The organism is Sphingomonas sp. BL-S-05, from assembly GCF_055521695.1.
Window position 1 is genome coordinate 893,687 of sequence record NZ_CM145499.1, and the last position, 13,694, is coordinate 907,380.

General features: G+C 63.5%; 8 protein-coding genes and 3 pseudogenes. 4 read left to right on the forward strand and 7 right to left on the reverse strand.

What is annotated here, in order from left to right:
* Window positions 1-52: 52 nt before the first annotated feature.
* Window positions 53-1,258 (reverse strand): acetyltransferase domain-containing protein, encoded by a 1,206-nt coding sequence (locus ACZ1JS_RS03875; RefSeq protein ID WP_465167798.1) that lies wholly within the window; start codon window positions 1,256-1,258, stop codon window positions 53-55.
* Window positions 1,259-1,861: 603 nt separating this feature from the next.
* Here ACZ1JS_RS03875 and ACZ1JS_RS03880 point away from each other — a divergent pair.
* Window positions 1,862-2,670: pseudogene (locus ACZ1JS_RS03880) on the forward strand (IS3 family transposase); the annotation flags it as partial.
* 214 nt (window positions 2,671-2,884) lie between these two features.
* Here the strand turns inward: ACZ1JS_RS03880 and ACZ1JS_RS03885 are convergent.
* Window positions 2,885-4,181: pseudogene (locus ACZ1JS_RS03885) on the reverse strand (IS110 family RNA-guided transposase).
* A 154-nt stretch (window positions 4,182-4,335) separates the two neighbouring features.
* On the opposite strand from ACZ1JS_RS03885, the pseudogene ACZ1JS_RS03890 reads away from it, so the two are divergent.
* A pseudogene (locus tag ACZ1JS_RS03890) lies at window positions 4,336-4,692 on the forward strand (integrase core domain-containing protein); the annotation flags it as partial.
* 15 nt (window positions 4,693-4,707) lie between these two features.
* On the opposite strand, the gene ACZ1JS_RS03895 reads toward ACZ1JS_RS03890, so the two are convergent.
* The 5 genes from ACZ1JS_RS03895 to ACZ1JS_RS03915 all read right to left on the reverse strand — a co-directional run bounded on the left by ACZ1JS_RS03895 (window position 4,708) and on the right by ACZ1JS_RS03915 (window position 10,121).
* Window positions 4,708-5,091 carry a hypothetical protein gene (locus ACZ1JS_RS03895; RefSeq protein ID WP_465167799.1) on the reverse strand — a complete coding sequence of 128 codons (384 nt, stop codon included), beginning with the start codon at window positions 5,089-5,091 and terminating at the stop codon, window positions 4,708-4,710.
* A gap of 222 nt (window positions 5,092-5,313) precedes the next feature.
* On the reverse strand, window positions 5,314-5,790 hold the full coding sequence (locus tag ACZ1JS_RS03900) for a hypothetical protein (protein ID WP_465167800.1): 477 nt from the start codon (window positions 5,788-5,790) through the stop codon (window positions 5,314-5,316).
* A 44-nt stretch (window positions 5,791-5,834) separates the two neighbouring features.
* On the reverse strand, window positions 5,835-6,485 hold the full coding sequence (locus ACZ1JS_RS03905; protein WP_465167801.1) for a hypothetical protein: 651 nt from the start codon (window positions 6,483-6,485) through the stop codon (window positions 5,835-5,837).
* Between the two features lie 850 nt (window positions 6,486-7,335).
* Window positions 7,336-8,721: an FAD-binding oxidoreductase gene (locus ACZ1JS_RS03910; RefSeq protein WP_465167802.1), complete on the reverse strand. Its 1,386-nt coding sequence runs from the start codon at window positions 8,719-8,721 to the stop codon at window positions 7,336-7,338.
* A 2-nt stretch (window positions 8,722-8,723) separates the two neighbouring features.
* Window positions 8,724-10,121, reverse strand: a complete 1,398-nt coding sequence (locus ACZ1JS_RS03915; RefSeq protein ID WP_465167803.1) for an MFS transporter — start codon at window positions 10,119-10,121, stop codon at window positions 8,724-8,726.
* 103 nt (window positions 10,122-10,224) lie between these two features.
* Here ACZ1JS_RS03915 and ACZ1JS_RS03920 point away from each other — a divergent pair, with 103 nt between their 5' ends.
* On the forward strand, window positions 10,225-10,716 hold the full coding sequence (locus ACZ1JS_RS03920) for a MarR family winged helix-turn-helix transcriptional regulator (protein ID WP_465167804.1): 492 nt from the start codon (window positions 10,225-10,227) through the stop codon (window positions 10,714-10,716).
* A gap of 178 nt (window positions 10,717-10,894) precedes the next feature.
* Window positions 10,895-13,687 carry a TonB-dependent receptor domain-containing protein gene (locus tag ACZ1JS_RS03925; protein WP_465167805.1) on the forward strand — a complete coding sequence of 931 codons (2,793 nt, stop codon included), beginning with the start codon at window positions 10,895-10,897 and terminating at the stop codon, window positions 13,685-13,687.
* Window positions 13,688-13,694: the final 7 nt, after the last annotated feature.

Genomic DNA, 13,694 nt, shown 5'->3' on the forward strand with positions numbered 1-13,694 from the left:
CGCGAAGCATGCTGCCAAGTGGTTCCTTGCGCCGCGCGCGATGAAGGAACGATCAGAAATACTTCAACCAGTTGATATCACGACGCCGCTGTTTCAGCCGCGAGAACCAGGCGGTCGGCAGGTAAAGCGGCACCAGCAACGCAAGGTACCAAAGAATTACGCCGCCATAATTGTCGAAGCCATAGCTCATGCCATGGTTCGGTCCCCAGATGGCAGCGGCACTGTGATAGAAGATGCGCAATATCGTCAGGTGGAACAGGTAGAAGAACATCGGCGCCCCGCCGAACACGGCGAGCGCGGCCGTCAGGCGCGAGGTGTCGATACGCTCGAACAGAACCAGCATCAGCGCGCCGCCGGCCAGGGTGGGCAGAAGGAATAGCAGCGACGCCGGGTATTTCGTCATCGAAAGGAAGCTGAGCACCGTCCGGACCGGATCGCCGTCGACGACGAACCAAGGTTTGTCGCCGTAGACATTGGCGAAGCGCAGCAACAGGAAGGCGGCGATCATGCCGGTGCCCAGCCGCAACAACCGGCCCTGCCGGACCTCGGGTGCGACATCCGACCGGAACCAAGGCCCTATGCCGAAACCAAGCGAGATGACGCCGATCCAGGGAAGGACCGGATAGGTCGTCTTGGCGAGGACGCCGAACGGTAGTGCGATGGTGTCGCGCTGGTGCAGGATCGCCCAGAGCGGAAACAGGCTGTCGTCGGGTTGCAAGCGGATCGGATCGAGCAGATTGTGGAAGCACACCAGAATGAGCCCGAGCGCGATCAGCGCCGGCCGGGGCAGGCGCATCAATCCGCTGAGCAGGATCATGCAGATGCCGATGCACCAGATGACCTGCAGCCAGAAGGTTGGTTGCGGTACGATTCCCCAGTAGAGAGGGCCGAGGTACAGGAGTTCGAAGGCAATCAGCAGCGATCCGCGGGTAAGCAGATATCGGGTCGTTTCTCTGACCGTGTGATGGACGCTGAACAGATAAACGCCGAGTCCGGTCAGCGCGACGAATATCGGTGCGCAAAAGCTGACGATAAATCGAGCGAAGCCGATCGCCGGCAGGATCGTGCGTGCGTCGACCGGGTCGGTCACCGCGTAAAAGACGAACCAGGTCTCGCGCACATGATCGAGCAGCATGAGAACCATGACCAGCCCGCGCAACGCGTCGATATTCTGCAACCGGGTCCGGGCGGCAGGTCTCGCCACGCTATCCGTGCGTGGCGGAGTTGGTGCGCGACCAATCGATGCAACCGATGCCATCTGCAATTCCCCGGCTGTACGGCACATGCCGTTCCGGACGCAGGATGACGGCGGGCGCGAAGCAATATACCCCGCGTTTATTGCTCGAACCGTCGCATATGCCGGATTCGTGGCAGTGCGCGATACGATCTGTTGCGCGCTGCAGGACGCTGCACGGAATTTCGTCCCTACCGCGATGACAACATCGCGCGGCGGGATGCCGGTGGGGCTATCTCGTTAAGGTCACGCAGACCGCCACAAGCCTCTCGCCCGGGAAAGTGGGCTCACCTCTCAAGGCCGGATCGATATCCAGCGTAGCCAGGCCATGGCGGCGGCGACGTGGACGGCGTCTCGTAGAGGACGAAGAAACCTTCATCACCCTGGCCAGAGCATAGCTGGTTCTAGCCTGCCTCCATTTCGAGCTAGGCTGTCAGGACGGACCAACTCGGAGGGAATAGATCATTCCGTTGCAATGCCAAAAGCCGTGTGAGTTGGCAGGGAGTCTTGCGTTCAGGCCGGTGAGAGGCGCTTACCACCGCCTGCCTATCATCAAGCCATCTGACGTGACCCCCGTTTCTTCATCCAGATGGAACTAGAGACCGGCCCTTCGAAGGGACGGACGGAATGAAGCGGAAGCAGTTTTCTGAAGAGCAGATCATCGGCATTCTGAAGGAGGCCGAGGCGGGTGCGGTGGTGACGGAGCTGTGCCGCAAGCACGGCATGTCGAGCGCGACCTACTATGCGTGGAAGGCGAAGTTCGGCGGCCTGGAGGTGTCCGATGCAAAGCGCCTGCGGTCGCTCGAAGAGGAGAACGCCCGGCTCAAACGGCTACTGGCGGACACGATGCTCGACAACGCGGGGTTGAAAGACCTGCTGTCAAAAAAGTGGTGATGCCCGCCGCGAAGCGACAAGCGGTCGCGCATCTCCAGGCGACGTTGGGGATGAGCGAGCGGCGGGCATGCGCGGTTGTCGGAGCGGATCGCACGAGCATGCGGTATCGCTCGTGCCGGGCAGATGATGGCGATCTGCGGTCAAGGCTGCGTGAGCTGGCGCAGCAGCGTCGGCGGTTCGGCTATCGACGGCTGCACATCCTGCTGTGCCGGGACGGTATCACGATCAACCGCAAGAAGACCCAGCGGCTCTACCGCGAGGAGGGCCTGACGGTGCGTCGTCGTAAAGGACGAAGGCGTGCTACAGGCAGCCGGGCACCCGCGCCGGTGCTGGCGCTGCCGAACCAGCGCTGGAGCCTGGACTTCGTGCACGACCAGCTCGTCACCGGCCGGCGGTTCCGTGTGCTCAACATCGTCGACGACGTGACGCGCGAATGCCTCCGGGCGGTGGTGGACACGTCGATCTCGGGCCGGCGCGTCGTGCGCGAGCTGGCCGATCTGATCGCCGAACGTGGCAGGCCGAAGATGATCGTCAGCGACAACGTCCTATGTCGGGAAGCAGCGGCGGGTTTTGGCCAGCAGATATCCATGCGCCGACAACCGTCGGCGCGGCATGCAATCTGAGCCAGATGGCTCCCACCGTCAACGGGATCGCTCCCTGCCATAGCAAACACAGGATCCAGCAGCGCCGAGGCGGCCGTGGTCCTCACCATCCTTAAAACGAGATACGCACCCAGGTGGAAGGCCCGAACATTATCTACAGGGTCGCTCGACGAGCGCCCTCACGGCACTTGCAGAGAGGGGTCCTTCCACCTGGCATCCGACCGTTCGAGGAACGGCCGGTACTCTGTCCCCGTCTTGATGACGGCGTGAGCCACGCGCGCCATCTTGGCGGTGAGCGCCGTCATCGCCTTGCGGCGACGGTCGGCATCGTCCGCGTGCCCGGCGACATATCGTCCGAGCTTGTCGCGGAAGCTGTTGTCGCGCTGACGCGCGGCGACCTGGGCAGCCATCCAGAAGGTCCGGCGCAGGCGCGCATTGCCGTACTTGGACAGCTTCGTGCGGCCACGGAACGTGCCTGACTGACACGTTGCGAGATCGAGACCGCAGAACTTCAGGAACTGACGATGATGGTTGAAGCGCCGCAGATCACCGGCCTCGGCCAGGATGGTCAGCGCGTTGATCGGACCGATGCCCGGAATGTTGCGCAGCAGCTGGTAGTCGACGTCATCGGCGAGCCGCGCATGGGCCAGCCGCTCGATCTCGTCTCGCTGGTGGATGAGGCTGCGGCCCTGCGCGATGACCATGCGGAACATGGTGATGGCGGCTGAGTTCTCCGGCACCGGCAGTGCCGTCGAGGCGGACGCCGTCTCGTAGATGTCGTTGATGAGGCGTGCCTTGGAGACCTTGCGGCCGATGAGCGGCCATGCCGCGGCCGAGAACGCCTCGCGGTCCAGCGCCGTGATGGTGGCCGGCGTCGGAAACCGCTCGATGAGCGCCAGGAACCAGTCGGACCGGCTGTTGCCTGCGAAGCGGGCGATCTCGGGGAAGTACAGCGGCAGGTAGTGGGTCAGGATCCGATGCCAGGTCTGCGTCTTCATCCTTGAGATCGTCTCGTGAGTCTTCGAGAGCTCCTGCAGGTCGTTGATTCCGGCCACCAGCGGGTCGACGTAGCGCTGCGTCGCACCGATCCGCAGCATGTGCAGGATGACCTGCGCGTCCTTGGAGTCGTTCTTGTCCCAGCCGTTGTGCAGCGCCTCGCGCGTTCTGGCGAGCGCGACCGACGAGATGAGGCGCAGCTCGAACCCTGCCGTCAGCAGCCGGTGCGCCAGCGTACGATGGTAATTACCCGTCGCCTCGAACCCGACGATGATAGGGCGCCCGATAGCAGCGAGTTGCTCGGCAAAGCCGTCATAGTCCTGCCTGGTCGCCATGACGGTCATCCGCCGGCGCCGGCCGCCTTCCGGTCGCTCGATGAGAACCTCCTGTCGGCTCTTGGACATGTCGATGGCTACCAGCACGGCGCCGGCAGGCGTAGAGGTGAGCTTGGTCATGGTCGGTCGGCCTCCAAAGTGTTGTCTCGACAACCTCACTTTAGATACCTGCTGACCGGCCATGGCTTGCCCTGATGAAGTCTGCGGCCGCTACGCGGCCTTGTCTTCATCAGGGCCATAGCGGCTCCCGAACCAGCGCTTCCCAATGTGCTATGGGACCGAGCTGACGTCGAACGCGGTGCTCGCCTGGTCCGGCGACGTGGGCATCGAGTGGCATTACATCGCGCCGGGCAAGCCGACGCAGAACGGGTTTGTCGAGAGCTTCAACGGTCGCATGCGCGACGAACTGCTCAACGAGACGCTGTTCTTCACCATCGGCCAGGCCCGCTCGATCCTGGCGCGCTGGGTCGACGACTACAATACCGAGCGGCCGCACTCGTCGCTCGGCTACGCCACTCCGGTAGCCTTCGCTGCCGGGCTCGAACAGCAACGGGCGGGCTTAACCCCGCTCGTTGCTTCACCTGCGCTCGTGCGCGACAACACCGGTCGGTCTCTGGTTGCAGCTGGATGAAAGACCGGGGTCACGTCAGTAGGCATCAATCGATTCGATGACGTCGCTGATCGCCGCCTCGGTAAGTTCTGCGATCCGTCTGCATCGCTCCGTAAGTCGCTCCGCGACAATGTGCGTGCCGGAGAATGGCAACAGCGCGATTGTACAGGCCGCCTCGACTTCGATCTCGCGGAAACGATCACGACTATTGCGCGCTTGCTCCGCGAACGTGTCGGCCACCCGACCCACGAAGTTGAGAAGGATAGCCGGATCGGATTCAAGAGGCGTCAGTATCGGGGCGATACGGTCCAGGAAATCTCGGGGGCTCCATTTTGACGAGAGCGTCACATAGGGTTCCCACAGGTCCGGCAAGCCCGATCGGATCGCCGCACCGCTTGCCGGATCGGGCCAGCCGACCAAGACGCTGCGTAGCGGTGTATCGCCGGTGCCAGCGTGTGGGTTCTTACAAAAGCTCGACGGGCCATAGAGGTTAAGGCCCCACACTACTGGCGTCTGCCCGCCATTCGCGCTGATCCGTTCAGAAACCGCTCGGCCAACCTCGACTAAGTCGAGGGCTGGGTTGCTGTCCTGCAGGAAAATGTCGCCACGGATGCAGTCTAGAAGCGCTGTGGTACCGATGCCTTAACCGGCGACCTCCAGTGCTGCCTCGTTCGCAGCAGCGGTCGCCAGCAATGTCACACCGGGCGTGCCCAGTTGACCCATCACCTCTGACTTAAGGATGACATTGAGGTCGGATATTAGTCCGCCGGACTCGCATGCGTCGATCACCAGATAGGTCTGTTTCGGCGCGGCTTCCGCGATCATCCGAAACAAGTCGGCGAGCGGCAGCGCGGTGGCGGACAATGCCGCGCCGCGTGAGTCACATGTCGCCATATAGTAGCTGCCGCCGCTAACCGCGCCGTGCCCGGCAAAAGTGATGGTAAGCGTGTCGAGGCGTTCGCCGCCGAACAATAGCTCCAGCAGCGTTTCGCGGACTTGGGCTAGGTTTGGGGAGAGCAATAGGCGCGAGCGCGCCGCATCATAGTCCCCAACTTCCGGGCGCATTAGTGAAGCGTGGATTTGGGCCGCATCGGCTTCCGCACCACGCAGCGGGGTCATGTATGCATAGGAATTGCAGCCTATCGCGAGCAGGGCACGCCCGCTCATTCGGCGGACTTTTTGAATTTCGCCTTGCGCTCAGCTTCCCGGCGCAAAGCGGCTTCGATCTTCTCAGCCTTCACTCGTTCGATCTCCGCCTCCAGTTCGGGCGGCACGTTTGCAAGTTCTTCGGGGAGCCGCTCATACAAGTCTGGACCGACATGCATCTGCGGCATGCTGATATTGCCATCGCGATCGACACCAATCTCGATCTTGCGAAACATTTCAAGCATCGAGTGAGCGAACGACCCGGTAGCCTTTGCATTTACTACATTGCCGACTTTCTCGGCTGCGGCGCCAACGACCCCATAGATGTTCTGTGCGAATTGCGCCTCCATAGACTCGTTGATCGGCAGGATCGTTCGCGAGATGAGGCTCAAATCATTGTCAACGATTTCTTTAAAGGGGATCGTCCATTCCGCCGAGATCGTGTGCATACTGGTGTCCAGCTCAGGGTCGCGTGCCGAATGGACCCAAGAGCTGCCATGGTTCATCCGCAAGATATTTTCGTCGTTGATGAACTTGTCGCGCGAGCGCTCCTGCATGCGCTGCATCAGCCGAGTGACCGAACCGTGAAATATCCTGTCATCCTCTCGGTTGTTGAAGCAGATGATCCGAGGGTCGTCCTTGTCGGGGTTTTTAATTGGGTCGGGCATGCACAATTTTATCATCTCGATGAGTTCGGTCCGCAAGGTGGAGGACGAAGATCGATGTCTCACCCGTCAGATTGGCCGCAAAAAATAGGAAGGCCCTACTGCCACCTAACTACAAGAGCCACGTCTATCGCCTCCGGGCAGGGCGTACGCTCATCGTGGAGCACAGCTCATGACATTTCATTTGACAGGTGTTCAACGGCAGTTTTCGGGACTTCGCCTCCAAGAGCGGATGGTCGGGATACGGCCCAGTTCGCTCATTCGCAGCGGCATGCCGGAAGCCCCGTTGATGTCCGATTACGCCGAAAGCCGACCTTCACCGTCAGGCCTGCGAACAACGGCTTCGTCCCAACTCACGTCATCGGAGGCAAAGGGTGCGTTTTAAGTAAAGACGACGACCACGTCAACAGATGAAGGCGTTCGGAAAGCGCTCAGCGTCAAGCGCTGGAGCAGCCATGTACGATATCTATCGCTTACGCCGTGGGCAGAGCGGTGATACCGTCGAAGTCTTGTGCCACGACAAACGGCTGTTTTCCCGCACGCTGGCTGGGGTCGTGGCTACCTGATTTCCCGTGGCTCGGCATTTATATTCTACGCCAAGCGCTTAGCTTGGTGACCCCTCGGGACACGTTGATCCAGCAGAAGGAGCACCGGTTTCTGCCGTTTTCGTAGGTTACTTGCCCATCGCTTTGTACACACGGCCTCTACCCGTGTGTGAAGTCACTTCACACCTGACACGTGCCAGCCGTCAAGCGACAATATACCAACTCCACGGTGCCCCGCTGAGGCCGAAGGAGGGCACATGGGACGCCGCATAAGGATGCGGCCCATCAACCCGAGGGGCAACCGAGGGTTACGTCGGTACGACCTTGCCCGGGTTCAGCAGATCCAAGGGGTCCAGCGTCATCTTGATCTGGCGCATCAGCGCGATCTCCGCCGGGCTGCGGGTCAGGTGCAGATAGTGGCGTTTGTCCATGCCAATGCCATGCTCGGCCGAGATAGAACCGCCGACGGCTGCGACGGTGGTGTAGACCGCTCCGTCGATGGCCTGCTTCGCCTCGCTCGATCCGTCCCAACGGACCGCGACGTGAAGGTTGCTGTCGGCGAGATGCCCGAAGAACAGGGGCTGCGGATCGACGACAGACCGGTCGAGTGTTGAACGGCAGCGGTCGACCCAGTCGGACATCGATCCGATCGGGAGGCTGACGTCGAAGTTGAGCACCGGGTGCCACATCCGGCCCAGTTCGCCGCTGGTATCGCGTATCGCCCAGAACGTCGCCGCATCCGATTGCGACTGCGCGACCACCGCGTCCCGGACGATGCCGGTATCCAGCGCCTCGCCGATCATCGCGACGAAGGCGTCATCGTCCCGGTCGGGATCGTTGCCTTCGACGTCGAGCAGCACGACCATCTCCCCGTCGGTGGGCCGCAGCGGCGGGGTTCCCCGCACGCGGGAAGCCACCGCGTAGAATTCCGGCCACATCGCCTCGAACGCCGACAGGGTCGGGCCTGCGCGTTCCTGCACATGGTGGAGCAGCGCCACCGCCGCAGCGAGGTCCGGCACCGCGCACAGGGCCGTGTTGGCGGAGCGCGGTCGCGGAAAGAGGCGTAGTACCGCACGCGTGACGATGCCCAGCGTGCCTTCGCTGCCGATGAAGAGCTGCTTCAGGTCATAGCCCGCATTGTTCTTCATCATCTTGTTAAGGCTCGTCAGCACGGTGCCGTCCGCCAGCACGGCCTCCAGCCCCAGCACCAGATCCCGCGCCATGCCGTAGCGCAGGACGCGGTTGCCCCCGGCATTGGTCGCCAAATTGCCGCCGATGGTGCAGGAACCGCGCGCGCCAAGGTCAAGCGGGAACAGCCGCCCCGCCTCGGCGGCGCGCTGCTGGATCGTCTCCAGCGGTGCGCCGGCCTCGACCGTCATGGTCGCGGCGTCCAGATCGACCTCCAGGATCGCCCGCATTCGTTCCATCGAGAGAAGGATCGCTCCCTCGCTCGGAACCGCACCGCCGGTCATGCCGGTCAGCCCGCCCTGGGTGACGACCGGCGTCCGGCTTGCAGAGGCGATGCGCATCACCGCTGCCACCTCGTCGGTGGACCGCGGGTACAGCACGGCCAGCGAAGCGACCGGGGGACGCGGCGGCGTGAAGTCGCTCTGGTGGCGCGTCAGGTCGGCCGGATCGCACGCGACCGCACCGGGGGCGGGCAGGGCTTGTCGCAGGGCGGTGAGGACGTCCATGCTCATCCCCGCAGCGTCCGGGCCGGCGGCGTGTGACGTCGCAGGAGCATCACGGACAGGAACGCCCCGGCCATGGCCAGCGCGATCAGCGCGAAATAGCTCGATCCGCCCATTGCGATCGCGGTCGCGCCGGCGGCTGACGACAGCACCGCGCCGAGCCTGCCCACGCCCAGCGCCATGCCGACGCCGGTCGCGCGGGTGGCGGCGGGATAGAGAGATGCGGCGAGCGCGAAGAGCGTGGTCTGCACGCCGTTGATGGCAAAGCCCAGCACCCCGAAGATGAACAGGATCGCCTCGCTGGAGACATCGGCGTGCAGCGGCCGGACGACGATGCCGATCCCGACGAGCACCGCGACGGCCGAAAGCAGGCTCAAGGGCCAGCGCGAGCCGAACCGGTCGATCAGCCATCCGCAGGTGATGGCACCGGCGATCCCGCCGAAGTTGAATGCGGCAAGGCCGGTGCTCGCCGCGCGCAGGTCCAGCCCGCGATCGGCGAGATTGGTCGGCGCCCAGTTGAACACGCTGTAGACCGCCAGGAGGCAGGTGAAGAAGGCGAACCAGATCATCACCGTGTCGCGCGCATAGCCCTTGGCGAAGAGCGCGCGCGGGCCGCCCTTTCGATCGTCGCCGACCGCCGTCTCCCCGGTGTTGGCGACCAGAGCGTCATCGTCGGCGACCATGATGCCGCAGCGCCGCAGGACCGTCCGCAGCCGGGTCTCGTCGCCGCGCGCGTGTAGCATCTGCGGCGATTCGGGCAGGGTCACGACGAAGACGAGCGCGGCGACCAGCGGCAGGAGGCCGCCGATCAGGAACAGCGCGCGCCAGCCCATCGAGGGCAGGATCGTCGCTGCGAGCAACCCGCCCAGCAATCCGCCCAGCGGCACGCACACGATGCCCAGCGTGACCGCAAGGCTGCGATTACGCCGGGGCGTGAACTCTGCGACCAACGCCGTCGCTGTCGGCATGGCCCCACCCAGTCCCAGCGCGGCGATCAGCCGCAGCGTGAAGAGTACCGTCAGATTGGGGGCAAGCGCGATGGCGGCGCTCGCCACGCCGAATAACGCCACACTGGCGATCAGGGTCGGGCGGCGCCCGATCCGGTCCGCGACGAAGCCGGCGATCGCCGTGCCGATCGTCATCGCGATCAGGCTGGCGGCGATGATCGGAACGAGGTCGGCCTTGTCGATTCCCCAATCGCGGATCAGGGCGGGGGCGGCAAAGCCGATCAACTGGTTGTCCAGCCCGTCGAACACCACCGCGATCGCCGTCAGCAGCAGGATGCGCTTCTGGAAACCGCCCCATGGCGCGTCATCGAGTGCGGTACCAATGGCCAGTTCCCTGGGGGCTGGCCGCTCCTTCGTGCAGGCGGAAGTCTCATGCAGCGCTGCACGTTCGTCCATGGGATCCAAGCGATCCTCCCCATCTTGTTATGCCCCCAGTGATGTCATATCCTGAAGATAGCTGCAATATCAGCTAATTTGATTTCGGTTCGGGGAGTGTCACGTGCGGGACGACGAGGTTCCACGGTCCGATGCGGTGGCGCCGTTGCCGTTCGACCTGAACAGCTATCTTCCGTATCTGATACACCGGCTAGGCGCTTGGACATCGCCGAGAAGGGCGCTGCGGTGCGCGAACGGCAAGGTGGTGCGATTGCGCGAATGGCGGATGCTGCTCGTCATTGCGGCGCATGGCCGCCTGACAGGGGCCGATGTCGGGTATCTGACGGGTATGGATTCCGGCGCGACGACCCGGGCGGTTCAGGCACTCCTCGACGATGGACTGATCGTGTCGCAGCTATGTACGCAGGATCGGCGACGCGCCTGGCTGACCCTGACCGCCCAGGGCGTGGCGGTTTACGACGAACTCGCCAGTCAGCGGACGGCGTATAACGAACGTTTGCTGGAGGTGCTTTCACCAGCCGAACGGACTGCCTTGCTGGCGAGCCTGCGCCATCTGCAAATGCGTGCCGAACAGCTTGACGCCGGGGCGGCCTGACGCCGCCCGACGCGATCAGGTCATCTTCATTATCAAGGTTTTTGCAAAGGTTGTGAATAAAATAGCGGTTCTATCAATAATCATGGCGTCGTAGCCCTTTGGACAGCGGCTCGCTGACCAAGCCAGCCGACTGGACAGTGTCCCGCAACCATAAGCGGGATCGCCATAGGAGGGATCAATGAAGGGCTTCGGAGGCTGCCGCCATGCACTGGCGATCGGTAGCGCGCTTTGGGCGATCACGGCGGCACAGGCCGCTGCCGCGCAGACTGCGCCGACACAGGCGACAGGCGATCCGGTAGCGCAGGACGAAGAACAGCCGGAAGCGCCCGCCGGAGACGACATCGTCGTAACCGGTTCGCGGGTGAAGCGGGACGGTTACTCGGCGCCGACGCCGGAAACGGTGTTGTCGAACGTGGAAATCGAGGCGAAGGCCCCGGCCAATATCGCCAACTTCGTCAACCAGCTGCCACAGGCCGCAGCCTCGGATACGCCGCGCACGCAGACGGTGCAGGTCGGTTCGGGTACGGCCGGGTCGAACTTCCTGAACCTTCGCGGGCTGGGGGCGTCGCGTACCCTGGTCTTGCTCGACGGGCGCCGCGTCGTCGGTGCGAGCACCGAGGGGCTGGTCGATATCAACACGCTGCCCGCGTCGCTGATTTCGCGGGTCGACGTGGTGACCGGCGGTGCGTCGGCGGCCTATGGTTCGGACGCGGTGTCGGGCGTCGTGAACTTCGTGCTCGACACGCGGTTCACAGGGGTGAAGGCGTCCATCCAGAACGGGATCACCACCTACGGCGACGGATATAATTGGAAGGCCGATTTGGCGGTCGGCAAGGCGTTCGGCGACGGGCGCGGCCACATCGTCGCGAGCGGTATGTACTCCAAGGACGAAGGCATCGGCGAGTCGCGCTCGCGTCCCTGGTATAACGGCGCCAAGATCATTCCGAACCCAGCCTTCGTGCCGGGCAACGGCCAGCCGACCCAGATCGCGGCGACCGATGTAAAGTTGTCGCGCACGACGCTGGGCGGCATCATCGTGTCGGGCCCGCTACAGGGCACGGAGTTCGGACGCGGCGGCGCGGTCGGGCAGCACCAGTACGGCACGGTCAGCGGCATTTTCCAGATTGGCGGCCAGGGGCTCGACCTGGCGGAATATTACGCCCTGTCGACGCCGGTCGAGCAGCGGACCGCCTTTGCCCGGATATCGTACGACTTTTCGGACGCGTTCAAACTCTATGCCGAGGGGAATTACGGGTGGTCGCTCGCCACGCCCTATTCGCCCTTCAACACCTATATGGGCAATCTGACGCTGCGCAGCGACAATGCCTTTCTGCCGGATACGGTGCGCAGCCGCCTGCTCGCAGCCGGGCAGACGACGTTCGGCTTCGGTACGTCGAACGGCGATATTGGCCGCTATGACGTACAGAACAAGCGCGAGCTTTTCCGTGGGGTGATCGGTGTCGATGGCGACATCGGCGGCGGGTGGAGCTATGGCGTCTATGGCCAATATGGGCGCACCGACATCAGCGTCGCGGCCGCCAACAACGTCAATCTAGCGGTGTACCGTCAAGCGACGGACGCGGTGCGCAACGCGGCCGGTGCCATTGTCTGCCGATCGACGCTGACCAATCCCAATGACGGTTGCGTGCCCTATAACCCGTTCGGCATCGGGGTGAATTCCCAGGCGGCGATCAATTATGTGACGGGCATCTCGCGCGCGGACTCGCGACTGGAACAGACGGTCGTTGCGGGCACGCTGCAGGGCGAGCCGTTCAGCACGTGGGCCGGCCCGGTCTCGGTCGTGGTCGGGGCGGAATATCGCGAGGAGAAGATTTCCGGGACCGGCGACGCCATATCGGCGGTCAACGGCTTCATGGCGGGCAACTACAAGGCGACGAACGGCCGGTATGACGTCAAGGAGTTCTTCGGCGAGGCGGTCGTTCCGCTCGCCAAGGGTGTTCCCGGCCTGTACAATCTCGAACTGAACGCCGCGGCAAGGCATACCGACTACAGCACCAGCGGCGGCGTCACGACGTGGAAGGCGGGCCTGACCTACGAACCGTTCGCCGATCTGCGACTGCGCGGGACGCGGTCGCGCGACATCCGGGCGCCCAACCTGAGCAACCTGTTCCTGGGCGGCACCTTGCAGAACAACCAGACCGCCCGCGATCCGTTCACCAATGGTTCGTCGCCACTGTTCCGCGTCACGACGCAGGGTAATGCCGCCCTGACGCCCGAAATCGCCGATACGTTGACGGTGGGCGGCGTCTATTCGCCCAGCTGGCTGCGTGGCCTGTCGGTGTCGGTCGACTATTACGACATCAAGATCCGCGACGCGCTGGCAGTGCTGACGCCGCAGCAGATCCTGGATCGCTGCTTCGGCGGCAATACCGCGCTGTGCGCCAACATCACGCGCACCGGTGGTGTCGTGTCGGCCATCACGACTTTCCCGGTCAACGTCGCGGTAGAGCGTGCGCGCGGTCTCGACATCGAGACAAGCTATCGTCACCCGCTGGCCAATGGCGGGAATCTGAATCTCCGGGTGCTGGCGACCCACGCCATCACGCGGTACACGTTCGATGGCGCGAATATCGATTACGCCGATGGCGAAAACAGTGGCAGTCTGCCGCGTTGGCGCGTGCGGTCGTCGATCGGCTATAGCGACGCGATCTACCGCGCGGACTTCACCGCCCGGTCGGTATCGTCCGGGGTCTATGACCAGGCGTTCACCCCGGCGATCCTTGCCGACAACAGCATCCGGGGCGCGACCTATTTCGATCTCGCCTTCGGCGTGAAGGTCCCGGCGGCCGGTGGGAATGGCGAGTTCTTCGTGAACATCGACAATCTGTTCAACAAGGATCCGGTCCTCGTCCTGCCGACCAACCTTCAGCAGATCACGGCGCCGGTAAACGCTGCGCTCTACGATACGCTCGGACGCGAGTTCCGGGTGGGATTCCGCATCAGAATTTAATGGCATT

Excerpts from the sequence above, each read along its gene's own strand:
- ACZ1JS_RS03875 (WP_465167798.1), bottom strand. The coding sequence starts at position 1,258 with ATGGCATCGGTTGCATCGATTGGTCGCGCACCAACTCCGCCACGCACG.
- ACZ1JS_RS03925 (WP_465167805.1), top strand. The coding sequence starts at position 10,895 with ATGAAGGGCTTCGGAGGCTGCCGCCATGCACTGGCGATCGGTAGCGCG.
- ACZ1JS_RS03900 (WP_465167800.1), bottom strand. The coding sequence starts at position 5,790 with ATGACCCCGCTGCGTGGTGCGGAAGCCGATGCGGCCCAAATCCACGCT.
- ACZ1JS_RS03915 (WP_465167803.1), bottom strand. The coding sequence starts at position 10,121 with ATGGACGAACGTGCAGCGCTGCATGAGACTTCCGCCTGCACGAAGGAG.
- ACZ1JS_RS03910 (WP_465167802.1), bottom strand. The coding sequence starts at position 8,721 with ATGGACGTCCTCACCGCCCTGCGACAAGCCCTGCCCGCCCCCGGTGCG.
- ACZ1JS_RS03905 (WP_465167801.1), bottom strand. The coding sequence starts at position 6,485 with ATGCCCGACCCAATTAAAAACCCCGACAAGGACGACCCTCGGATCATC.